General features: G+C 39.4%; 26 protein-coding genes. 8 read left to right on the forward strand and 18 right to left on the reverse strand.

Annotated elements, in window-relative coordinates:
- Positions 1 to 8: 8 nt before the first annotated feature.
- The 5 genes from radA to ACYQ0N_RS02620 all read left to right on the forward strand — a co-directional run bounded on the left by radA (position 9) and on the right by ACYQ0N_RS02620 (position 6,450).
- Positions 9 to 1,370, forward strand: coding sequence for a DNA repair protein RadA (gene radA / locus ACYQ0N_RS02600; RefSeq protein ID WP_460161779.1), 1,362 nt, complete (start codon positions 9 to 11; stop codon positions 1,368 to 1,370).
- A 252-nt stretch (positions 1,371 to 1,622) separates the two neighbouring features.
- Entirely contained in the window at positions 1,623 to 1,799 is a 177-nt protein-coding gene (locus ACYQ0N_RS02605; protein ID WP_177532528.1) for a DUF4250 domain-containing protein, read from the forward strand.
- A gap of 12 nt (positions 1,800 to 1,811) precedes the next feature.
- Positions 1,812 to 2,765 carry an InlB B-repeat-containing protein gene (locus ACYQ0N_RS02610; RefSeq protein WP_460161780.1) on the forward strand — a complete coding sequence of 318 codons (954 nt, stop codon included), beginning with the start codon at positions 1,812 to 1,814 and terminating at the stop codon, positions 2,763 to 2,765.
- Positions 2,766 to 3,027: 262 nt separating this feature from the next.
- Complete coding sequence (locus ACYQ0N_RS02615) at positions 3,028 to 4,056, forward strand: 3-deoxy-7-phosphoheptulonate synthase (protein WP_460161781.1); 1,029 nt, start codon at positions 3,028 to 3,030, stop codon at positions 4,054 to 4,056.
- Between the two features lie 159 nt (positions 4,057 to 4,215).
- The gene (locus ACYQ0N_RS02620; RefSeq protein ID WP_460161782.1) at positions 4,216 to 6,450 is read left to right on the forward strand and encodes a beta propeller repeat protein; all 2,235 of its coding nucleotides are present in this window, start codon (positions 4,216 to 4,218) and stop codon (positions 6,448 to 6,450) included.
- A 38-nt stretch (positions 6,451 to 6,488) separates the two neighbouring features.
- On the opposite strand, the gene ACYQ0N_RS02625 is transcribed toward ACYQ0N_RS02620, so the two are convergent.
- The 4 genes from ACYQ0N_RS02625 to ACYQ0N_RS02640 are packed head-to-tail and all read right to left on the reverse strand — an operon-like array spanning position 6,489 to position 7,772.
- Entirely contained in the window at positions 6,489 to 7,055 is a 567-nt protein-coding gene (locus ACYQ0N_RS02625; RefSeq protein ID WP_177532524.1) for a Maf family protein, read from the reverse strand.
- On the reverse strand, positions 7,055 to 7,288 hold the full coding sequence (locus ACYQ0N_RS02630) for a tautomerase family protein (RefSeq protein WP_177532523.1): 234 nt from the start codon (positions 7,286 to 7,288) through the stop codon (positions 7,055 to 7,057). Before ACYQ0N_RS02630 ends, ACYQ0N_RS02625 begins: the two co-directional genes overlap by 1 nt.
- A 12-nt stretch (positions 7,289 to 7,300) precedes the next feature.
- Positions 7,301 to 7,627: an SCP2 sterol-binding domain-containing protein gene (locus ACYQ0N_RS02635; RefSeq protein ID WP_177532522.1), complete on the reverse strand. Its 327-nt coding sequence runs from the start codon at positions 7,625 to 7,627 to the stop codon at positions 7,301 to 7,303.
- Positions 7,614 to 7,772: a hypothetical protein gene (locus ACYQ0N_RS02640; protein WP_460161783.1), complete on the reverse strand. Its 159-nt coding sequence runs from the start codon at positions 7,770 to 7,772 to the stop codon at positions 7,614 to 7,616. The genes ACYQ0N_RS02635 and ACYQ0N_RS02640 overlap by 14 nt, the downstream gene beginning before the upstream one ends.
- 147 nt (positions 7,773 to 7,919) lie before the next feature.
- Here ACYQ0N_RS02640 and ACYQ0N_RS02645 point away from each other — a divergent pair, with 147 nt between their 5' ends.
- Complete coding sequence (locus ACYQ0N_RS02645) at positions 7,920 to 9,638, forward strand: phospho-sugar mutase (RefSeq protein ID WP_460161784.1); 1,719 nt, start codon at positions 7,920 to 7,922, stop codon at positions 9,636 to 9,638.
- 45 nt (positions 9,639 to 9,683) lie between these two features.
- On the opposite strand, the gene ACYQ0N_RS02650 is transcribed toward ACYQ0N_RS02645, so the two are convergent.
- The 7 genes from ACYQ0N_RS02650 to acgA all read right to left on the reverse strand — a co-directional run bounded on the left by ACYQ0N_RS02650 (position 9,684) and on the right by acgA (position 14,990).
- Positions 9,684 to 11,489, reverse strand: coding sequence for an endo-1,4-beta-xylanase (locus tag ACYQ0N_RS02650; protein ID WP_460161785.1), 1,806 nt, complete (start codon positions 11,487 to 11,489; stop codon positions 9,684 to 9,686).
- Positions 11,490 to 11,696: 207 nt separating this feature from the next.
- The gene (locus ACYQ0N_RS02655; protein WP_177532519.1) at positions 11,697 to 11,894 is read right to left on the reverse strand and encodes a helix-turn-helix domain-containing protein; all 198 of its coding nucleotides are present in this window, start codon (positions 11,892 to 11,894) and stop codon (positions 11,697 to 11,699) included.
- Between the two features lie 276 nt (positions 11,895 to 12,170).
- A complete protein-coding gene (locus ACYQ0N_RS02660; RefSeq protein WP_177532518.1) occupies positions 12,171 to 12,422 on the reverse strand; it encodes a GNAT family N-acetyltransferase in 252 nt (83 codons plus the stop codon).
- A 46-nt stretch (positions 12,423 to 12,468) separates the two neighbouring features.
- Complete coding sequence (locus tag ACYQ0N_RS02665) at positions 12,469 to 13,083, reverse strand: 4Fe-4S binding protein (RefSeq protein ID WP_460161786.1); 615 nt, start codon at positions 13,081 to 13,083, stop codon at positions 12,469 to 12,471.
- An 8-nt stretch (positions 13,084 to 13,091) separates the two neighbouring features.
- Positions 13,092 to 13,667, reverse strand: coding sequence for a nitroreductase family protein (locus ACYQ0N_RS02670; RefSeq protein WP_460161787.1), 576 nt, complete (start codon positions 13,665 to 13,667; stop codon positions 13,092 to 13,094).
- A gap of 3 nt (positions 13,668 to 13,670) precedes the next feature.
- Positions 13,671 to 14,702, reverse strand: a complete 1,032-nt coding sequence (gene acgM, locus ACYQ0N_RS02675; protein ID WP_460161788.1) for a radical SAM/SPASM domain protein, ACGX system — start codon at positions 14,700 to 14,702, stop codon at positions 13,671 to 13,673.
- A 93-nt stretch (positions 14,703 to 14,795) separates the two neighbouring features.
- Positions 14,796 to 14,990, reverse strand: a complete 195-nt coding sequence (acgA, locus tag ACYQ0N_RS02680) for an ACGX-repeat peptide (RefSeq protein WP_177532515.1) — start codon at positions 14,988 to 14,990, stop codon at positions 14,796 to 14,798.
- A gap of 291 nt (positions 14,991 to 15,281) precedes the next feature.
- On the opposite strand from acgA, the gene ACYQ0N_RS02685 reads away from it, so the two are divergent.
- Complete coding sequence (locus ACYQ0N_RS02685; RefSeq protein ID WP_177532551.1) at positions 15,282 to 15,572, forward strand: winged helix-turn-helix transcriptional regulator; 291 nt, start codon at positions 15,282 to 15,284, stop codon at positions 15,570 to 15,572.
- Positions 15,573 to 15,758: 186 nt separating this feature from the next.
- Here the strand turns inward: ACYQ0N_RS02685 and ACYQ0N_RS02690 are convergent, their stop codons facing one another.
- From ACYQ0N_RS02690 to ACYQ0N_RS02715, 6 genes are all read right to left on the reverse strand, one after another.
- Positions 15,759 to 15,926 (reverse strand): hypothetical protein, encoded by a 168-nt coding sequence (locus tag ACYQ0N_RS02690; RefSeq protein ID WP_177532514.1) that lies wholly within the window; start codon positions 15,924 to 15,926, stop codon positions 15,759 to 15,761.
- A gap of 16 nt (positions 15,927 to 15,942) precedes the next feature.
- The gene (locus tag ACYQ0N_RS02695; protein WP_177532513.1) at positions 15,943 to 16,419 is read right to left on the reverse strand and encodes a flavodoxin; all 477 of its coding nucleotides are present in this window, start codon (positions 16,417 to 16,419) and stop codon (positions 15,943 to 15,945) included.
- A gap of 12 nt (positions 16,420 to 16,431) precedes the next feature.
- Complete coding sequence (locus ACYQ0N_RS02700; RefSeq protein WP_177532512.1) at positions 16,432 to 17,181, reverse strand: carboxymuconolactone decarboxylase family protein; 750 nt, start codon at positions 17,179 to 17,181, stop codon at positions 16,432 to 16,434.
- Positions 17,114 to 17,341, reverse strand: a complete 228-nt coding sequence (locus ACYQ0N_RS02705; protein WP_177532511.1) for an aldo/keto reductase — start codon at positions 17,339 to 17,341, stop codon at positions 17,114 to 17,116. Before ACYQ0N_RS02705 ends, ACYQ0N_RS02700 begins: the two co-directional genes overlap by 68 nt.
- A 118-nt stretch (positions 17,342 to 17,459) precedes the next feature.
- Positions 17,460 to 18,137, reverse strand: coding sequence for a flavodoxin (locus ACYQ0N_RS02710; protein WP_460161789.1), 678 nt, complete (start codon positions 18,135 to 18,137; stop codon positions 17,460 to 17,462).
- Positions 18,137 to 18,364 carry a MerR family transcriptional regulator gene (locus tag ACYQ0N_RS02715; RefSeq protein ID WP_177532509.1) on the reverse strand — a complete coding sequence of 76 codons (228 nt, stop codon included), beginning with the start codon at positions 18,362 to 18,364 and terminating at the stop codon, positions 18,137 to 18,139. The genes ACYQ0N_RS02710 and ACYQ0N_RS02715 overlap by 1 nt, the downstream gene beginning before the upstream one ends.
- Positions 18,365 to 18,493: 129 nt before the next feature.
- Between ACYQ0N_RS02715 and ACYQ0N_RS02720 the strand changes: the two genes are divergently transcribed.
- The gene (locus ACYQ0N_RS02720; protein WP_460161790.1) at positions 18,494 to 19,375 is read left to right on the forward strand and encodes a LysR family transcriptional regulator; all 882 of its coding nucleotides are present in this window, start codon (positions 18,494 to 18,496) and stop codon (positions 19,373 to 19,375) included.
- Positions 19,376 to 19,666: 291 nt separating this feature from the next.
- Here the strand turns inward: ACYQ0N_RS02720 and ACYQ0N_RS02725 are convergent, their stop codons facing one another.
- On the reverse strand, positions 19,667 to 21,061 hold the full coding sequence (locus ACYQ0N_RS02725) for an APC family permease (RefSeq protein ID WP_460161791.1): 1,395 nt from the start codon (positions 21,059 to 21,061) through the stop codon (positions 19,667 to 19,669).
- Positions 21,062 to 21,082: the final 21 nt, after the last annotated feature.

Consider the following 21,082-nt stretch of genomic DNA (forward strand, 5'->3'; position numbering starts at 1 on the left):
ACGTTTAAATGGCAAAATCAAAAACTATATTTGTATGTAATCAATGCGGTTTTGAAAGCGGTAAATGGAACGGCAGATGCCAGGAATGCGGAGCATGGAACAGCTTTGAGGAAACAGAGCAGACGGTTTCAGTAAGAACAGGCTCGGCGCGCAAGACATCAGATTTGACAGATAAAATTATGGAGCTTTCAGAAATAGACGTTGATTCCGACGTAAGGTATGAAACAGGAATTGGAGAGCTTGACCGTGTTCTCGGAGGAGGACTTGTAAAAGGCTCTCTCGTTCTTCTTGGCGGCGCTCCGGGAATAGGAAAAAGTACCTTGCTTTTACAGGTCTGTCAGTATCTGGGGCAGAATTATTCTGTTCTTTATGTTTCAGGAGAAGAGTCCGCAAGGCAGATAAGGCTTAGGGCCGACAGGCTTGGAGTTGATACGGATAGTCTTTATATCCTGACTGTTACCGACGCCGAAGCCATATGCGATACGATTGTTTCTGCCGATCCTGATATAGTTATAATAGATTCTATACAGACAATGAACATAACCTCTGTTACCTCAAGTCCCGGAAGCCTTACACAGGTTAGGGAATGCACAAATCTTTTCATGCATACTGCTAAGAATAATGAGATACCTATTATAATTGTAGGGCATGTAAATAAGGACGGAGCTATCGCAGGCCCTAAGGTAATGGAACATATCGTCGACGCGGTTTTGTATTTTGAGGGCGAAAGAAATCTGAGCTGCCGTATTCTCCGCACGGTTAAAAACCGTTACGGTTCGACCAACGAAATAGGCGTGTTTGAAATGCTGGATAAGGGACTGTGCGAGGTTGATAATCCTTCTCAGATGCTTCTTTCCGGACGTCCTGAAGGCGTATCGGGTACATGCGTTACGTGTACTATGGAGGGACTGCGTCCTATACTCGCAGAGGTACAGGTGCTTGCCGCCAAAAGCGGATTTGCAACTCCGAGGAGAATGTCTAAGGGATATGATTTTAACCGTATGGCAATTATTATCGCCGTAATGGAAAAACGTGCAGGGATGTTTTTCGGTAATTTAGACGTTTATCTGAATGTTGTCGGCGGTTTTCGTATTGATGAAACGGCAGGGGATCTGGCGGCCGCTATGTGCCTTTATTCCGGTATAATGGATAAACCTCTTCCGGATGGGCTTATTGCGTTCGGAGAAGTCGGTCTTGGCGGAGAGGTAAGGGCAGTTTCAAACGTAGTTCAGCGAATAAAAGAAGCGGAGAGAATGGGCTTTGATATTTGTGTTCTGCCTAAGCAATCGCTTGCGTCTGTAAAACAGGAGGATTTTAAAATTAAGCTGGCAGGCGTATCTGGTATTAAGCAGGCGTTTTCACTGATTTAATTATTTTTGACAGGCAATTTAAATTGCCTGTTTTTGTTATATTAACAAAAAATAAAGATAAAGTTTAAAAACATCTGTGAATTATATTGACTTTTACGCTTATGTGATGTACAATAAATAATGTATTTGATCGACCGTAAATCTGCGACATAAAACCCCAGAGAAAATATACTCTTTTTTAATAGACGGAAATTATTTTAAAGCGGGTTTTCATTTATATTTTTTACAGTTGGTTTAGAAAGGGGGATTACTGTGAAGCTTCCGCAAGATCCGGCAATATTACTAAGCTTTGTAAATACGATGCTTCGTGATAAATATAAAAATCTTGGAGAGCTATGCGAGGATTACAATATAGAAATTTCTGAGATAACGGAAAAGCTGAAATCCCTCGGATATGAATACTCAGAAGCGTATAACCGATTTAAGTAATAGAGGTGGATTATGAAAATTTTAAAAAGAATTTTTTCTCTTACGGCAGCAGTCTTACTTTCTGTTCCGACGATTACCGCTCCGGCGTCCGGCGCAGAAGCTTCTGAGGACGGAAGTGTGGAAGTGTCGGCCGTTAGCGATTACAGCGTGTTTGAAGCTATAAAAATACGCAGAAGTATTATAAATCAGGACGGAGTTTATACTTTCAGTGATTATAAGGACGTTTCTACATATCTTGTAAATAATTCATTAAAGAATATCAGATATTTTACCTTGTCCTATGATACGGAAGGCGCGGATACAAGCGCATATGCCGATCCGTCAGTTCTTGACGCTGATACCGTTGTGTATAAATCAAGCGTAAGAGTAGCTTCAGCAAATTTGTATAAGGACGGGTATATTCATTACGGTTGGTATTTTGACGGTCAGACTTATAAGGTAGGAGATTACATCAAAATTCCTGATTGTGATGTGGTTTTCACTCCTGTATGGTACAAGCGCTGTCAGATAAATTATTATGCCGGAGATTATGATGATATTAACGGAAATTCTTCAGCTTATGTTATGTCTGCTGAAAATGCACAAATTACTATTGCTGAATCAAGCCGCTTTTCCAGACCTGGTTATACTGTATCCGGCTGGAAATGCTCCTATGATGATAAAGAATACAAGCCGGGAACGCAGTATGTAGTTCCGGGAGCGGATAATATTGACTTCACAGCAGTGTGGGCTCCCGCACAGTATAATATCAATATATCGGCTAATAACGGTAATTCAGCGGATAAAGTAACGGTTAAGGCTTATTATAATGATGAATTTGTATTGCCGGAATGCGATTTTACATACGACGGAAAGGTGTTTGCCGGCTGGAAGTATAATGGCGTTATTTATCAGCCCGGCGAAAGCTTTACGGTTCCCGCTTTGCTGACCGGTGAAAAAATTGTTATAGTTGCTACATGGAAATAAATTTTTTGTTGACTTTTAAGCCCTTATGTGATATAATTAACCTTGAAAAAACTTTAGAAGAATTTAAATTGGTTATTATTGCTTGTTAAAAGGCTGTTCGAATAAAAAAGATTAAAGCTTTTTATAATAATTGCCCCGAAAGCCTTGCTTGTCGGGGCGTTGTTTCCAGTAATTTGCTTTACTAATTTAAAGCAGTGCATTATTTCTGCTGATTGCGGCTAACAGTCTTTTTACAGATAGTGACGGAAATGGAGTAATTAAAATGAGTATGCATTTTAAAAGAAAACTGCCGGCCCCTAACGAAATAAGGGCGCTTTATCCTCTGCCTAACGAGGTGCTTGAAACCAAAGAAAAAAGGGACAAGGAAATTATAGATGTTTTTACCGGTAATTCGGATAAATTTCTTTTAATAATCGGTCCGTGCTCTGCTGATAAGGAAGAGCCTGTAATGGATTATGTGGGAAGGCTTGCAATATTGCAGGAAAAGGTAAAGGATAAGGTAATAATCGTTCCAAGAATATATACAAATAAGCCGAGAACCACAGGAGAAGGCTATAAGGGAATGATACATCAGCCGGATCCTTCAAAGGCTGAGGATATTCTGGAGGGACTTATACACGTTCGTCACCTGCATACGCGGGCTATTGCCGAAACAAAAATGACATGTGCAGACGAAATGCTTTATCCTGAAAATTACAGATATCTTTACGATCTTCTTTCCTATGTTGCCGTAGGAGCGCGTTCTGTCGAGGATCAGCAGCATAGGCTTACAGCCAGCGGTATGGATATTCCGGTAGGTATGAAAAATCCTACGGGCGGAGATTTATCAGTAATGCTTAATTCAATAATTGCAGCACAGGGAAGCCATAATTTTCTTTATAGGGGATGGGAGGTCAGCACCGACGGAAATCCGTATGCTCATGCGATTCTCCGCGGAGCTGTCAACAAGCACGGTCAGAATCTTCCAAACTATCATTATGAGGATTTAAGACTGCTTTACGAGCTATATTCTCAGAGAGATCTGGCTAACCGTGCTGTTATAGTCGATACGAATCATTCCAATTCAGGAAAAAAATATCTTGAACAAGTAAGAATAAGCAAAGAGGTGCTTCATAGCATGCGCCACAGCGAGGATATAAGAGGATTTGTAAAGGGACTAATGATTGAAAGCTATATTGAGGACGGAAATCAGAGCGTCGACGATTGCGTATACGGAAAATCTATTACAGATCCCTGCTTAGGCTGGGAAAAATCCGAAAGGCTTGTTCTTGAAATTGCGGATCTGCTGTAAAAGAAATTATTCTTAATTTAATATCATATATTTATACCCCTTCCGGAATTTTTATTTCCGGGAGGGGTATTTATCGTATAAATTCTGCTGAAATCTATTGCAAAAAATCATCTTATAGTGTATACTAAATAGCAAATTGTAATCGGACAGAGGTGCTTTATGAATCAGATCAGCTATAATTATTATAACGTTCCCATAGGAGGAGGCGGATATGTAACAGGAATTGAGTTCGACGGCAGCAAAGAGAATATACTTTATATAAGAACGGATATAGGGGGATTATACCGCTTTGACAGATCTGTCGGAAAATGGATAAGTCTCATGGATTTTGTTACGGAAGACGATTTATCTGAAACATATCCGGCGGCTGTGTGCAGTAAAAACGGAGCGCTTTATTCTATATGCGGCGTCGGCGATTATAATTCTAAGCTATGTATATCGTACGATTACGGAAAAAGCTTTGAATATAAAAGAGTGCCGGCAAGGGTTCATGGAAATTTTTCAGGAAGAGGAACCGGCAGCAGACTTACGGTAAAAAACGGAATAATTTATTATGCTTCGTCTTATGACGGAATACTTAAATCGGAGGATAACGGGGAAAGCTGGGTTTCTTACTATCCCTTTGGGGAACGCTGCATGACCTTTGTACATGCCGATGACTCCGGAAAAAGAATTATTGCATCATCAGCGGGACTTCAGAATATGCCGTCTGACAAAATGAGGGGGCATAGCCTTTTTGTTTCCTATGACAGTATGAAAACCTTTGAAAAGCTTTCTCAGCCGGATAATATTCTTAATAGATCTGTTCCTCTTTCCGGCTTGACGGGACACCGTATTTCATCAGATAATAATTATGTTTATATAACGATGAATTGCTCAGGTAATGCAAAATGGAATATTCCAATGGCATATAGCTGTGACGCAGGCTGCATAAACAAGGGAGTGGTTCTTAGGTATAAAATCGGCAGGGACGGCCGTTTAGGCGGCTGTGAGGACATTACTCCTAAAATCGGCAAGGAGTGCGGATTCGGCGGTATTTCCTCCGAGCACGGTATTCTTGCTGTCTCAACTATGTATTCAGATGAGGAGCATATTTATATATCGTATGACTGCGGCGATAGCTGGACGTCTGTTTTGAACGGAACTGACGATGTTGAATTTAAAATACCGTATATGAAACCCGAAAACAACGAAGGAAGCTCTATTATTCACTGGATAAGCGACGTAAAAATAAATCCGTATAATAAAAACGAGGCTTGGTTTAATACGGGAACCGGAATTTTCAGGACGGAAAATCTTTGCTCAGATAAGCCTGTTTTTTGCGACTGCTGCTGCGGAATTGAAGAAACTGTGCACCTCAACGTTTACAGTCCTCCTTCAGGCGATGTAATGCTTATCGATATACTTGGGGATCTTGGAGGATTTGCATTTACGGATATACGAAGGTTTGCCGGAAATACGTTTACCGACGAGGATAACAAAAGATATATAACATGCATTAATGCGGATTTTCCTGATAATAATCCGAATCTGACCGTAGTTACGGCAAGAGGAAACTGGAGGGGTACTACAAGGGGAGGATTGATTATCAGCCGTGATCAGTGCCGGACATTTGATTTCCGTCCGGAACTGCCGTTCGGGTTATCTGAAAAGCTTGACGTTTTGTTTCACAGAATAGAAAGGCCTAACGTTAACGCAGGCTGGGCGGCTATATCAGCCGATGGCGTCAGTATAGTATGGTGCGTTGCAGACCGAGGAAACATACTGCCGTCTGATTGTGTGGTTTACAGCAATAATATGTGCGAAAGCTATGGGATTTCATTGTTTCTGGATAGGTCAGGAAAGAAATTTATAGGAAATGTCAAGGTTTTCTCTGATCGGCTGAAGCCTAAGGCGTTTTATGGGTTTGGCAGTTATGGTACATTATTTATCAGTGAAGATGGCGGAGCTGTATTCAGGCAGATAGACTCTGATTTGCCGGATATTGATTTCGGCAGAATAGACGGCGATAATAAAACAGATATAAAGCCGGATATGGGAAAATCGGGCGTGTTTTATGTTACTGCGTGCGGAGTATTATACAAGCTTTGCTTTGGGTTAAATGAATGCAGGGTATTACGGCTTTCAGCCAGTGGGGACAGAATTATGAGAATCGGACTTGGAATTAAAGGAAAAAAATATTTGGGAGCAGACAAAATGCTGTATATTACCGGATGGATCGGAGGAAAATACGGCTTCTACAGTTCCGATAACGACGGAAAAAGTTGGATAAGAATAAACACCGATATGCAGATGTTCGGCGAAATTAACGCTGTTGAAGGAGACAGCAGGGTAGAAGGACGGTTTTATCTCGGAACGGGCAGCAGAGGACTTATATGCGGGGAAAGGATTTAATTAAGATAAAAAATCCGCCCTTTAAAGGCGGATTGATATCATATTTTGATTTTGTTTATAAAGCTTTCAAGCTCTCTTTTTAAAGATGAAACGGGCAGTCCCACAACATTAAAATAATCTCCGTGTATTTTACGTACAAATAATGAACCTTTTCCCTGAATGCCATAGCCTCCGGCTTTGTCAAACGGTTCTCCTGTTTTGATGTATTCCGATATTTCATTTTCGCTGATGTTATAGAAAACAACGTCGGTTGCGGTTGTGTAGGAATGTCTGCTGCCGCCGTATATCATGGATATACCGGTAAAAACAGTATGAGTTCTTCCGGAAAGCTGAGTTAGCATATATCGGCATTCTTCCTCTGAGGAGGGTTTTCCTAAGATCTGATTGTCGATTACAACTGCCGTATCGCAGCCTATTATCAGTTCCTTATTATCGGATACTGCCGCCAGAGCCTTTTTAACGGAAAGGTATTCGGCGGCGTTTTCCGCCGATATGCTTTCCGGTATGGTTTCATCGCAATTTGTTACTCTTATTTCAAAATCCTCGGTTATAAGTCTAAACAGCTCGCGTCTTCTGGGCGAGCCTGACGCCAAAACTATTTTCATCAAAGCAGATCCTTAGGATCATAGTTCGGTTTCTTTATCAGAAACGGATTTTCGGTTACCTCTATTTTAAATTGTTCCTGCCATTCCTGTGGAGTGAAATCCTCGACAGACACTGAAATATGGCTTTCTGAGCAACCGATAGCGTCTATTAGAGCCTTCGAAAGCTTTTCTGCTGCCAGCTTCTTTTGCTCCTCTGTTCTTCCTTTAAGCATTTTAAGTGAAATATGCGGCATTTTTAACCTCCGTTATTTTTTCAGTATTTTTTTAATAAAAGCGGCTTTCTGCAAGTTGCCGCTTACGCTTATTTTTCTCGTTATCAAAGCTTTTTCTATGCTTAGTTCCTTATTGATAATTTTTTTGAGTGTATCTGCCGACGCTTTAATCAGCAAATCCCTGTCGTTGTATTCATATGGCTCAATAGAAATTTTTCCGTCCCTTACTTCGACATAGAATACTCCTTCGCCCGTTATCTGAAATTCTGCTGCAAATTTCTCTTTTATGCTGGAAATGTCGCTTGTTTCAGCTTTTTCCCTGATCATTCTTATCAGAAGCGTTATTTTATCCTCCGGCATATTTACCTCCCAAAGATTTGTATTTCTGTAATCTCTTTTTTATTTTGTTCAATAATATCCGTTTTATTTCATTGGCCTTAAAAACGTCATATAATATATTTGGAATCATTATTAATATTATATCATACCTGTTTATTTTTTTCAATTTATTTTTCCTTTGTTAAAAAACAATTTTTAAAAAACATCTTTTCAAATTGTTGATAATATGGTATAATATAACTTAATAGGTTGATTTTCAGTGAAATAATTCGGCTTCTTTAAATTTTTTGCTGATTTTTACGGAGGGATAAATATGGATATCAAAGAGCTATACAAACTATGGTGTGACAGCGCAGTTGACGATTCAGATCTTCAGCGTGAGCTGGAGGACATAAAAAATGACGACGAAGCAATTAACGACAGATTTTACAGAGAACTTGAATTCGGCACAGGAGGACTGAGAGGCGTTATAGGAGCCGGTACCAACAGAATGAACATATATACTGTCAGACGCGCGACGCAGGGATTTGCAGATTATATAAACGAGGCGTTTTTTTCTCCAAGCGTAGCGGTTTCTTATGACAGCCGTATTAAATCGGATATTTTTGCCAAAGCTGCGGCAGGCGTTTTTGCGGCAAACGGAATCAAGGTTTATATTTACAAGGAGCTGATGCCTACTCCGGCGCTGTCGTTTGCGGTAAGAGAGCTTGGATGCAGCGCGGGCGTTATGATTACTGCAAGCCATAATCCTTCAAAGTATAACGGCTATAAGGCATACGGCAGCGACGGATGTCAGCTTAACCTTGAGTCTGCTGAAGCCGTAATTAAAAAGGTAAACTCCCTTGATATTTTCAGAGACGTCAAGAACGTCAGCTTTGAAGAAGCTGTCAATAACAAAATGGTAGAATACATTTCAGACGATGTTACAAACGAATATTATAAAAACGTTCTTAGTCAGGGTATCAATACGTCTCTTGTAGCAGACAGCGGTATTAAAGTGGTATATACTCCTTTAAACGGAACGGGAAATAAACCTGTAAGAAAAATTCTTGATATGATAGGAATTAAGGATGTTACTGTTGTTCCTGAACAGGAATTGCCTAACGGAAACTTCACAACCTGTCCGTATCCGAATCCTGAAATAAGAGAAGCTCTTGAGCTTGGTCTTAAGCTATGTGAAAGCGTCAAACCGGATCTGCTTCTTGCTACTGATCCTGATTGTGATCGTGTGGGCATTGCGGTACCTGATGAAAATGGAAGTTATGTTTTGTTTTCAGGAAATGAAGTCGGCGCTATGCTTCTTGAATACATCTGTAGTCAAAGGTCAGAAAACGGTACCATGCCGCCTGATCCTGTAACAGTTAAAACGATTGTTACAACCGATATAGTTAAGAAAATTGCTAAAAAGTATGGAGTCAGAGTTATAGAGGTGCTGACGGGATTCAAATTTATTGGAGAACAGATTGGTATTCTTGAAAAGAATAATGAAGAAAATAGGTTTATATTTGGATATGAGGAAAGCTACGGTTATCTTGCCGGAACATATGTAAGAGATAAGGATGCTGTTATAGCGTCAATGCTGATATGCGAGATGACCGCCTATTATAGAACTCAGGGAATTTCACTGATACAGGCGCGAGAAAACATGTACAGGGAATACGGCGTTTTCGCTCATACTCAGCATAGCTTTACCTTTGAGGGGGCTTCGGGAATGAAAAAAATGGATGATATTATGACCAGTCTCAGAAATAATATTCCAGATAAAATTTCGGGATATAAGGTTGAAGGATTTGATGATTATCAGACAAGAATTTCAAAAAATATACTTACAGGCGGTACATCGAATATAGATCTTCCTGAATCGAACGTACTGGCATTTCGGCTTTCAGACGGCGCAGGAGTTATAATTCGTCCTTCAGGCACCGAGCCGAAGATTAAGGCTTATTATACTACGACAGGTAAAACAGAAGCTGAGGCTTATGAATATAATAAAAAGCTTGATTATGATTTTACTAAGCTTATCGGCTGCTGATAATAAAATTAAAAGCGTTCACATTTAATGTGAACGCTTTATTTTTTATAAAAGCAACATTCTTCTCAATAAAACAAAATCGAAAACATTTATTTCATCGTCTTGATTTATATCGGAAAGCGTATATTGTGATTCGTCAAGCTGTATTGTGTTTATAAGATATTTCTGAAGTAAAACTGCGTCGGCAACGTTAATAGAGCCGTCCTTATTGAGATCGCCTATTTCATATTCCGGAGCTTCTATGCCGTCAATTATAGAATAGTAGGCAGGTTTAGCCGTAAAATCCTCATTGAAAAGGAGAGGAAATTTTGTAGAACGCCAACTTTTGTCATCGGTAGTTCCCCAGAATACTACTGCTGATATACTGTCTGAATATTCAACGCAGGCGTCCATTATATCGCTGTAAAGCTGTGCCTGAGTATTGAAGCCGGATTCTGAGTCGCTTGTTGTAATGTCAAGCTCAGTAACTTGTATATCAAGACCGGTTTCAGCAAAAGCTTTTAAAGCTTTTTTATAAGCGGAGGCAGTAGGGAAACCAACGTCAAGGTGCGACTGCATACCTATACCGTCAATCAACCCTTTTGCTTTCAAATCGTTAGCCATATCCACCATTGCGGTTGTTTTTTGAGGCATGTATTCATTAAAATCATTATAATAAAGCATACATCCTTCGGGAGCATATTTTCTGGCATATTCAAATGCCGGTTCAATAAACGAGTTATCGCCGAATATCTTTACCCATGGGGAATAATTGGAATTTTCTGATTGACTTCCTCCTGTACGTGGACTGCCATTGTCAAGAAACGCTTCATTTACTACGTCCCACGCATAAAAGTCTACAGTTGGATATTCTTTTTCAAAAGTTTCAAAAACATTTTTAATGTAATTCTCCATTCTCGTAAGCATCAATTCTTTGGAAACCCAGTTTCCATCGTCTTTAAAGCCTTCTTTAAAGAACCAGTCGGGAGTCTGACTATGCCATACCAGAACATGTCCTCTTACAGAAATATTATTATCACGGCAGAAATCAAGAATTTCTCTGGCACCGGAAATGTTAATCTGAGGATTTGTATCGTCTCCGTTCTCTGCCATGGCGAGCGACGCTTCTTTATCAAGCAACGCGTCAGGCTTTAATTCGTTTCCGGGTGTAATGCTGTTATAGTGTTTTTTTATAAGATTCTGTGCTCCCTTTATAGCGAGTTCAGAAGTTGTAACGGCTCCTCCTATTTTAAAATAAGAAGAGTAAACGTCTTTTAATGATGCGATATCATATTGTATGTCGTATACGGGAGCGGTTTTTATTTCAAAATCATCAATATAAATATTAGCGCCGTCATTACATTCAAAGTATAAAAAAGGATTTGTAACATTTTTCGGAACATTAAATTTTACTTCCGAAATCTCAACCCAATCTCCCTGAGAAACGGCTGATTTGAGATTTGTAAAATGACGTGTTCCAGAAGAATCCGTATATTCCATACTCATTTTAATATCATTATACCAATCGGCCTTTACCCATGCGCTGGCGATGTATTCAGTACCCGGTTCAAGTAATCCGTCGAGCGGGAGCTGCGGACCGTGCCAGCCTTTGGTTCTGTCGCTTACGCACATTGAAGCGCTGCCGCTATGAGATTGTTCCGTTGTGGATTCGATTGTTTCCACGCCTCCGCGGCCTGAAAACGCGGAAACGTCGCCGTCTTCAAAATCAGTTGAAAATATTATATCCGACGAATCCGATGAGTTTTCAGCATATGCGTTAAAATAATCTCCCGAAGTAAAATAATCTGCGACCGGTACGATAGAACAAATCATCATTGCGCTAAGTAAACCGGCAAGAATTCTTTTTTTCATTTAAATACCACCCTCCGCTAATTTAAATTATTCTATTTTTTATTTTATCATATTTAAATTAGGCTGTCAATCTATTTATACAAAAAAAATCGCAAAATATTAAAAATATATTATATTTTATCCAAATCTAATTATAATTAAATATAATTCATACAGATTAAGATATATATATTGATTATATGATTATTTATCATAAACTTTTATATTTTAAATCACGTCTTCTAAGTTTACTTCATATAATTCTAATAAATTTTTTGCAAGCTCTGAATTGCTGGAAAGAGGTCTTCGGCCTGATTCTACACATCCCAGCAAAATCGGAGGTATACCAAGACGGTTTGCCGCATTATTAATAGTAATTCTTTTCTTTTTTCTTGCATATGCAAGCTTTTTACAATCGATTCTCATTTTTATACTCCTATTTTCTTAAATTTTATAAATAACATTATATACCAATAAAATACCTTAGTCAACATTAAATATGATTATTAATAAAAAAATTACAATTTTTTCAGAATAATAAACAGTACCGTAATACATCACCAAATGGTATTATTTAAAAATCCCGTCTGATTACTTCAGACGGGTCAATAAAGTACAATATATTTTAAGTATATAACATTTTATATAAGAAATCAAGCAATTATAGGATTGTTAATGGAATATTTACATTCTTTTTTATTATTACTTATTCTTTTCTAACCAAATTTTCGCATACGAACAGGCGGCTGTAACCTTTCCGTTTTTTTCTTTAATTTTTTCAACTGCTAATCTCATTAGCTGGTCGGCAATTCCTTTACCGCGAAGAGCATTGTCTACAAATGTATGATTAATACAGAATACTCCGTTATCTATTTCAGGAAAAGTTATTTCAGCAAGAAGCTTACCATTTTCGTCCTCACTGTATATTCTGTTTGTTTGAATAGTATATTTCATATCTTAATTCTCCTTCGTTAGTTTTTCCGTATTACATTATATGCTTTTACCCTAACCTTTCAATCGCCTTAACAGGGCATTTTTCATAGCATGCTCCGCAGTGCAGACAGTTATTCTGACGAATTTTATACGGTATGTCTTTTTCAATACACCTCTGGGGACATACTTTTTCGCACGCTCCACACCCTATGCAGTTTTCTGAAATTTTGTAACCTTTAAAAAATATTTTCTCGTTGTCGATTGTATAAAGCTCTCGGAAAATAGGATTAACGCCAAGATTGAAATATTCAATTTCCGCGTTTTTTACACAAAAGACAATGCCGATTTTACGGGTATTATCAGGATATACATTAGAAAGATAAGGCTGTTCGGAAAAGATAATGTCAATCCACTTTTCCTGTTCGTTATCTGGAGCAGGTACGGTCTTTCCCGACAGTCTAATCATTTCATTAAATTTCGTATGCGCAAGAACCTGCACACTATTGTTTTCAAGAAGTTCACGGCAGAAATTTTTTCCTCTTGCTGTAAAAAAATACATCGCATTATTTTCATAGTGAATTGCACTCACACAACGTATTTGTGGTTTTCCATTTCTATCAACCGTAGCAAAGCTCAATGTTCCCACAAGCCTTAGCTTGTTTATACAAGTTTCAGCGTCCATATTATCACCTATTCAATAATTCTTACCCTTCCTGCTTTTCTTGGCTTTGTGTGCGGCTGTTCGCCGTCGATATAACCGAGAATAACAAAGCAAACCGCAGAGTAATTTTCGGGGATTTCCCACTTCTTAAGTAATTTTTGCCCCTCTGCACTTAAAAATGTTTCAGATCCGCGGGAAATAATGCAGGACGCAATGCCAAGCTCTGTTGCCTGTAGAACCATATTTTCAGCGCAGCAAAAAGCGTCCGCTTCACGAAACGAAAATCCATTCTGCCCGAAAACAGCCACGACACTCGGCGCTCCGTAAAAACCATTTTTAATGGTTGGATCATCAATAGCGCTGGGTTGTTCCTTTGAAACGTAAGAGCCGGCGAGGTTACTGCGGTCAAACTTTGATAAGTTCATTATACCGATTTCAGTTGTCATTTCTTTGTTATGAATTCCGATTAAAATACTGCGCTGACCGCCTCCTGCATTGGGAGCAAAATTACCTGCTTCCATAACTTTCTCCATATCCTCACGGCTGATTTGCTCATCTGTATACTTTCGGATAGAATGGCGAGCTTTAATAATATCCATTAACATAATTCACACTTCCTTCCAACACTGCGGATCCGCCGCATAAAAATTACCGTCTTTACCGCTTGCCACAGCAGGGCAGCCGCGGCACCACGCTAAAAGCTCACATTTTGAGCATTTTACAAATTTTGTATAGTCACGGTAGTTTTCCATTTCACAAACCCATACGTCGGCAAGTCTGTCCTCAAATACATTTCCTACCTTGCTGTTCTGTACTCTTCGACAGGCGAAAATATCTCCCGTCGGAACTATGGTCAAGTGACAGCTACCGCAGTTACAGCCTCCGTATATCGTTCCGTCTTCTACGGCTTCAGAAATTTTAAACTCGCCTGTTTCATATTCATACAGCGTCCATAAATGGTCTTTCTTGTTAAAGTATGTCCGACACCCTTTCGCTTCATATTCCTTAAACTTTTTATCGCAAGCGGCAAGTAAATTACGGTATTCCTGCGGCGTCATTCCCGTATCTCTTTCCTCGCTGGTAGGACAATAGCGGGCAAACGCAAAAACATTTACGCCGGCCTTTACAACCGTATCAATAATATCCGGTATTTCTTTGATGTTCATTCCTGATACTGTCGTCATAACCGCCGAACGAATGCCCGCACGATTGATGCACTCGATTTTTTCTAAAGTACAGTCAAATGATCCCGGCTTACGAAACCAATCGTGTGTTTCACGCATACCATCAATCGAAAGCTGATATTTTTCACAGCCGTATGCTTTTAGATTCCTGCAAACATCATCTGTTAAATGAAATGGATTGCCGAGAATAGTAAATGGAATTTCATTTTCTTTTATAAGCTCAAGCAGCCGCCAAAAGTCTGGATGTAAAATTGGGTCGCCGCCCGTGATATAAAAATACGGCAAACGATCATATACCTTACAAAAATCAAGGCAGTTATAGAAAGTATCCCGCATTTGCTCCCAATTCATCATATCGAGTTTTTTGCAGTTGTTTTCGGAGAAAATATAGCAATGCTTGCACCTTTGGTCACATTCGTCAGTAATATGCCATTGAAAAGAAAAATATTGTCTCATAGTAATTTACCTCATATAATAAACGGATAATCCGTTTTGTTTTTAAATGTTCCCGACGAAAATACATTCATCGGGAACCTCGGTTTGGAGCAATTATTTATCGCTTGCTCCGCAGGCAGAACCACAAGCGGCAGGAGTTTCAGCGGGCTTGTCTGAAGCTCCGCAGGCAGAACCGCAAGCGGCAGGAGCTTCAGCAGGCTTATCGGAAGTACCGCAAGCAGAGCCGCAGGATGTGCCTGTCTTAGTTTCCTCATTATTGTTCCATGCAGAAAGATTTGAAAGCGCCATAACAAATGACCTCCTTGATAAATTTCGCAAAGCCTTTGCTTTCCGTAATTTAAGAATAGCATACTCGGAATGTTTCCGCAAGTACGCACCTTTAAGTAACCTAAGTTACTTAAAGGTGACTATTGCGCAGTTTTAAGGAAAACGCAGCAAAATATAAATGTAATTAAAGGCTTGACATTGTACTGTCATTACAGTATAATTTTATGTAATATCAATTTTTGATGTATTGAGGAGGGAAACGTTTTGACAAAGTCAAATAAATTACCGGAATGTCCTGTTGAAACGACTCTTATGCTTATTGGCAGCAAGTGGAAATTACTGATTATGAGAAATTTGCTTGTCCGTCCGTGGAGGTTCAATGAATTGCAGAAATCTCTTGTGGGAATAAGTCAGAAGGTGCTGACGGACAGCCTCAGAGCAATGGAAACGGACGGAATTGTTATCCGTACTGTTTTTGCCGAGGTTCCGCCGAGAGTTGAGTATTCGCTCTCAGATTTGGGCATGTCTATGAAGCCGATTTTGGATTCTCTGGCAAACTGGGGAACCGACTATCGTAAGCAGGTCTGTTCTTCTGAAAAATAATCTGGAATAGATAGCGCACATATCTCATTATATAAAAAAGCCAAAGCCCCTGTATCGTTTGATACAAGGGCATGATTTATGTAATTCAGATATTTTTACCCATTTCATAGGCTTTTTTTAGATTGGAATGTTCCTTAATATCGCCGGGAGCATTAATTAAGTATATTTTTAGTCATAAAAACACTATTACTTTATTATAGACACATTTCGTAAATCAACAGCGCCGCTGATAAAACTGCCGAAGTAAACTAACAGAGTCCTTTTACCGAAATTCAGCAATTTTTCGGACGAGCGCTCCATAATTTCACGTCGGATAATATATCTTGACATGATTGTGGAAACAAAATCGTTCATTGGCTGTATCTCCGGTTTATTGAAGGCTTTCAGCCCATTTTTTCAGTTCACTCGTGGAAGCGCTTGCAGAAAAACGCTTACCGGCTTTCAGTACCGCACCCTTGCATGAGGGCGCAAGCTCGGCATTGGTATTTCCCATGCCGCTGCCGCCCGATGTTGCAAACGGAATAACTGTCTTGCCGCTTAAATCGTACTGTTCAAGAAATGTATTAATGATTGTGGGAGCCACGTACCACCAGATTGGAAATCCCACATAAATTACGTCATACTCAGATATATTATCAAGTTTGCCCGAAACAGCGGGACGGAATGATTTATCGTTCATTTCCATGCTTGAACGGCTGTTTTTGTTACGCCAGTCAAGGTCTGCCGCGGTGTAGGGCTGCTCCGGTTTAATTTCATATAAATCGCCGTTTACTGCCTGTGCCAGCGTTTTTGCAAGCTGTGCCGTAACGCCGCTTGCGCTGAAATATGCAACTAATTTCTTGCTCATATTGAACTCTCCTTATTTCAATTTAGAATACATTTTATCATCTACCGCTTCAAGCCATTCGTTTGAACAGTTTTCACCCGGAACTTCAACCGCAAGATGTGAAAACCAGCTGTCTGCCGCCGCGCCGTGCCAATGCTTTACTCCCGCGGGAATATTAACAGTATCTCCCGGATGAAGCGTCTGCGCTTCTTTGCCCCATTCCTGATACCAGCCACGTCCCGAAACGCAGATAAGAATCTGTCCGCCGCCCTTGTCGGCATGGTGAATGTGCCAGTTATTCCGGCATTTTGGCTCAAAGGTTATGTTGTAAATTCCAACCTGTTCCGTTGAAATCGGTGCAAGATAGCTTTGGCCGACAAAATACTGCGCAAAGCCGTCATTCGGTTTTCCTACAGGGAAAATCATACTGTTTGCATGAGCCGACAATTCATCGCAGATTTCCTCCGTCCAGACCTCTTTCGCCATTCGGAAAACCGCCCAAGCCTTTGACCAGCCCATATAAAAAGCGGCGTGTGTAAGAATTTCAGCAATCTCCGTTTTGGAGACTCCGTTTTTCTTTGCGGATTCAAGGTGATATTTCAGGGAACTGTCGGTAAGTCCCTGTGCCGCAAGCGCCACGACTGTCACAATACTGCGGTCACGCAGAGACAGCTTATCCTTTCTTGACCATACCTCGCCGAAAAGCACATCATCATTAAGCTGTGCAAATTTCGGGGCGAACTCTCCTAAAGCTGTTCTGCCAGCGGTTTGCTTTAATTCCATAAAAATTTCCTCCTTTTTTCTTGTGAAGTAAATATTTCTGAACATTATTTTTCAGAGCCTTACCGAGGTATTCCTCGCTTGTTTCTGAGGAACAGCAGTTTGCTGTATCGAAGAAGTCTATTCCAAGGTTATATGACTTTTCGATTTCTTTCTCATTCATAGTCCGGTCGTGCATCGTTCTTATTTTAACGAAGCCAAAGCTTTGAAATCCGAATTTCGGTGTTTCCGATTATTGGCTGTTTCATAAGTGTATTTTCTTTTTCTAAAAGATTCTGACGTTAGAAATTCATATTGTCAACCCAATCCGCAATATCATCATGCGAAGAGCTTCCCAAAAAACGCTTACCCTCAAGCCATACAGAATCGGGACATATTTCCTTCAGATTGCTTTCACTTTCAGAAATTCCGCTGCCGCCCGATGTGCAGAAGTCAACCATTGTCTTTCCTGAAAAATCATAGCTTTCGAGAAAAGTATCAATAATTCTGGGCTCGATTCCCCACCATATCGGATGACCGATAAACACAACGTCATATTCGTCTATATTTTCTACTGTGTCTGATATTTCAGGACGTGCGGTATCATCATTTTGTTCTTGATTTGCACGGCAGTTATCATTACTGTAATCTAAATCTTCTTCTGAATAGGGCTGTACGGGAACGATTTCAAATAGGTCGCCACCTGTTACATTTGCAATTTCCTCCGCTATTGGTCGGGTTGTGCCCGTCGCAGAAAAATATGCAACGAGAATTTTGGATTTATTATCTGTTTTCGATTCGGATTCAATTGTAGTTTCAGAAGAAACAGTTTCGTTGCCGGAAGCATTTGTTTTTTCTGAGAATTGTTCCGTTGTTTCAGATGATGAAGAGAAATTAATTTCATTATCTGTAGTTTTTCCGCAGCCAAACATAAAAAACGGTAAAATGAATGTCATATACAATAACGCAAGTTTTCTCATTAAAAATCTAACCTTTCTGTTTTCTGAATTAAATAGTCAATCACATCAACCTGCCGCTGAGCATTATGCAGGCTGTCCATAAGCAGTTTGCGCTGTGCTTGCAGCAGCCGCAGGCGTTCGTTTTGCTGACCGCTTTCCAAATATTTAAGATACTGCACTTTCTGTTCTTCGGAAAATCCGCAGTCGTCAAGACAACGACGGGTATATTCGGCGATTTCCTTTTCCATCTCCTCCGCCTCCTATAATTTATTATACAACAGGTTTTTATAGATTGCAAATAGTTATTATGAATGATAAATTATCGTTGACGGGAATGATAAGATGCTGTATAATCAGAGTAAAGGAGTGAAGTTAAAATGATTGAAACAAGACTTCTGCACTATTTTCTTGCTATTGCGAGAGAGCAGAACATTACTAAAGCCGCAGAAACCCTGCACGTTACACAATCAACTCTTTCAAAGCAGATGATGAATTTGGAAGCACAGCTCGGCAAACAGCTTTTTATTCGTGGAAAACGTAAAATTACGCTTACGGATGAAGGCAATTTTCTGCGTAACAAGGGGCAGCAGATTCTTGAGCTTATGAGCAGCGCCGAGTCGGCATTCCTCACCGAGGGCGAAATTATCACTGGAGATATTACCATTGCCTGTGGGGAAACAGCGGCTATGGACTTCATCACTGAAAATTATCGCAAGCTGCATGAACATTACCCGAATGTGAAGCTTCATATTCACAGCGGCGACTCAGATACAGTCATGGAACGCCTTGATAAAGGTCTTGCAGATATAGGACTGCTGATTGGTTCTATAAAACAGGAGAAATATGACTACCTGAATATTCATCAGAATGACGTTTTCGGATTGCTTATGCCGCAGGACTGTGAGCTTGCGCAGGAAAAAATTATCCCCATAGAAATGCTGAAAAGCCTGCCTCTTATCTTTTCGGAGCAGACTTTTCTGGGACATCAGAATATAGACTGGTTCGGCATTAATTATCATGAATTAAATATTGTTGCAACCTATAATCTGATTTATAACGCTACTTTTCTTGTTGAAAAGGGCGTGGGTTATGCGCTTTGCCTTGACAGGCTTGTAAATACGGTAGGACGAAATCTCACGTTTCGCCCAATTAATCCTGAGCTTTCCCTTGAGCTTTATCTTGTCACGAAAAAGTATCAGACATTTTCGCCTGCGGTTAAGGTGTTTATGGAAATGATAAAGGCAAATATTAATGTATAGAATTATTATGCGCTCGATGAACTGATGAAAGAGATGTAAAAACTGTGCTAAGAAAAGAAATACTTGAAATTATGAGGGAAAGACTCGTCCGTTTTGACGAGCGTACCGCTGAAGACTAAAAGGCGCTTTGCGAGCTTAATAAAAAACATGAAAATCTTCAGGGAAAAGAAGAGGGAAGAAAAATACGTACCCTGTGCGCCAATTACGATGTTGGAAACCGTCTTTTATTGGACGACAGTGAATCCCATGTTGGCTCGCAGACTATATCCTATTCTCTGGTATGCAGTGTTTTTACTGAAATTCTTTATTTTTTCTTACAGCATAATAAAGCGGACTTTCCATTGCCATTATTTCTCTTACACTAATACTTTTGAAAAGTGGTTTTTTAAGTTTAAGTTTCGTCCATAATATTGCATATATAAACAACAATACAAATAAAATGAAAAACAATATAAAAATTTTATGTTTTTCAGCAGAATCAGTCGAAATATTATACATCATGTAGATCGTACCGATAATGCCTATTATTTGAAGTATAGGAAATAGCGGAACTTTAAATGTTCTCGGAACCGTTTTTAATTTTTTTCTTAAAACTATTACATCAAAGTGATATGTGATATAAGACAGCATAAGAAAAATAGAAGAAGTTAAAATCATAAACTGAACAGCATCACCTGATGAAAGTCCTGTCGCTTCTATTATAATTGTTATTATTCCCATAAGAAGTATTGCAACATAAGGAGCGCCTTTCTTATTTTTCTTTTGAAATATTGCAGGTAAAAGATTGCTTTTTGCCATTCCGCAGCAAATTTCAGAAACACATCCGATAATTGCGTTTTGAGTGCTTACCGCGGCAAATAAAGCGACTGCTATTATCCAATATTTTCCCACTTTTCCAAGCATATTTACGGCATACAAAATATGAGGAGAATCAGCTGTACCGAGCTCTTGATATAAAGTATAATTTTTGAATCCTAAAGAAAGAAATATTTGAATTACACACATTATTCCAAGACTTAAAAACATACTTAATGGCACTAATCTCGGATTTCTCATATCTTTACCTATCGGAACAATAAATTCTGAATCAATAAAAAACCAAAATGCGACAGCGGTTAATGATAAAACGTCTTTTATTCCGACATTTAATTCTACAGTTTGTGTAACCGTTTCACCGCTTCCAAGACCAAATGCGCCGATTATTCCCAAAATTAATAAAGAAATAACCATAAACGATGCGATTATCGACTGAACAAGCGCCGACATATTAACGCCCATTAAATTTATTACTACAAGAATAACCGTAAGCGATACACTCCAAACAGCAGGCGGTATACCATTACCTAAAAAATCATTCATAACATTTGCAAACATCGCGCCTTCCGCAGGTGCGGCAAAAATATTTGCAATAATATATCCGCCGAGCATTGCTATTATCGTTGCTACAGGTCCAAGTCCCGCAAGCATATATTGCGCGAGACCTCCTGTAAGATTTGGCATTACTGCATTTAATTCTGATATTGAAGTAATGACAATCATATTAAGTAAACAAGCTGTTACAATTGCAATTATAAATGGCGTCCCGACCATACTTGTTCCGCTTGCAAGAGAAATAAAGCAGCTTGTTGCAACAAGCATACCTACTCCCGTTGCTACGGCGCTGAATAAACCAAGTTTCTTATTCATAACTAATCACTCCTAATTAAT

The sequence above is a fragment of the Ruminococcus sporogenes genome (assembly GCF_054655175.1).

Bases quoted from the DNA above. Each gene is read 5' to 3' on its own strand.
- radA (WP_460161779.1), top strand. From the start codon at position 9: ATGGCAAAATCAAAAACTATATTTGTATGTAATCAATGCGGTTTTGAA.
- ACYQ0N_RS02610 (WP_460161780.1), top strand. From the start codon at position 1,812: ATGAAAATTTTAAAAAGAATTTTTTCTCTTACGGCAGCAGTCTTACTT.
- ACYQ0N_RS02615 (WP_460161781.1), top strand. From the start codon at position 3,028: ATGAGTATGCATTTTAAAAGAAAACTGCCGGCCCCTAACGAAATAAGG.
- ACYQ0N_RS02620 (WP_460161782.1), top strand. From the start codon at position 4,216: ATGAATCAGATCAGCTATAATTATTATAACGTTCCCATAGGAGGAGGC.
- ACYQ0N_RS02625 (WP_177532524.1), bottom strand. From the start codon at position 7,055: ATGAAAATAGTTTTGGCGTCAGGCTCGCCCAGAAGACGCGAGCTGTTT.
- ACYQ0N_RS02630 (WP_177532523.1), bottom strand. From the start codon at position 7,288: ATGCCGCATATTTCACTTAAAATGCTTAAAGGAAGAACAGAGGAGCAA.
- ACYQ0N_RS02635 (WP_177532522.1), bottom strand. From the start codon at position 7,627: ATGCCGGAGGATAAAATAACGCTTCTGATAAGAATGATCAGGGAAAAA.
- ACYQ0N_RS02645 (WP_460161784.1), top strand. From the start codon at position 7,920: ATGGATATCAAAGAGCTATACAAACTATGGTGTGACAGCGCAGTTGAC.
- ACYQ0N_RS02650 (WP_460161785.1), bottom strand. From the start codon at position 11,489: ATGAAAAAAAGAATTCTTGCCGGTTTACTTAGCGCAATGATGATTTGT.
- ACYQ0N_RS02655 (WP_177532519.1), bottom strand. From the start codon at position 11,894: ATGAGAATCGATTGTAAAAAGCTTGCATATGCAAGAAAAAAGAAAAGA.
- ACYQ0N_RS02660 (WP_177532518.1), bottom strand. From the start codon at position 12,422: ATGAAATATACTATTCAAACAAACAGAATATACAGTGAGGACGAAAAT.
- ACYQ0N_RS02665 (WP_460161786.1), bottom strand. From the start codon at position 13,083: ATGGACGCTGAAACTTGTATAAACAAGCTAAGGCTTGTGGGAACATTG.
- ACYQ0N_RS02670 (WP_460161787.1), bottom strand. From the start codon at position 13,667: ATGTTAATGGATATTATTAAAGCTCGCCATTCTATCCGAAAGTATACA.
- acgM (WP_460161788.1), bottom strand. From the start codon at position 14,702: ATGAGACAATATTTTTCTTTTCAATGGCATATTACTGACGAATGTGAC.
- acgA (WP_177532515.1), bottom strand. From the start codon at position 14,990: ATGGCGCTTTCAAATCTTTCTGCATGGAACAATAATGAGGAAACTAAG.
- ACYQ0N_RS02685 (WP_177532551.1), top strand. From the start codon at position 15,282: ATGCTTATTGGCAGCAAGTGGAAATTACTGATTATGAGAAATTTGCTT.
- ACYQ0N_RS02690 (WP_177532514.1), bottom strand. From the start codon at position 15,926: ATGAACGATTTTGTTTCCACAATCATGTCAAGATATATTATCCGACGT.
- ACYQ0N_RS02695 (WP_177532513.1), bottom strand. From the start codon at position 16,419: ATGAGCAAGAAATTAGTTGCATATTTCAGCGCAAGCGGCGTTACGGCA.
- ACYQ0N_RS02700 (WP_177532512.1), bottom strand. From the start codon at position 17,181: ATGGAATTAAAGCAAACCGCTGGCAGAACAGCTTTAGGAGAGTTCGCC.
- ACYQ0N_RS02705 (WP_177532511.1), bottom strand. From the start codon at position 17,341: ATGAATGAGAAAGAAATCGAAAAGTCATATAACCTTGGAATAGACTTC.
- ACYQ0N_RS02710 (WP_460161789.1), bottom strand. From the start codon at position 18,137: ATGAGAAAACTTGCGTTATTGTATATGACATTCATTTTACCGTTTTTT.
- ACYQ0N_RS02715 (WP_177532509.1), bottom strand. From the start codon at position 18,364: ATGGAAAAGGAAATCGCCGAATATACCCGTCGTTGTCTTGACGACTGC.
- ACYQ0N_RS02720 (WP_460161790.1), top strand. From the start codon at position 18,494: ATGATTGAAACAAGACTTCTGCACTATTTTCTTGCTATTGCGAGAGAG.
- ACYQ0N_RS02725 (WP_460161791.1), bottom strand. From the start codon at position 21,061: ATGAATAAGAAACTTGGTTTATTCAGCGCCGTAGCAACGGGAGTAGGT.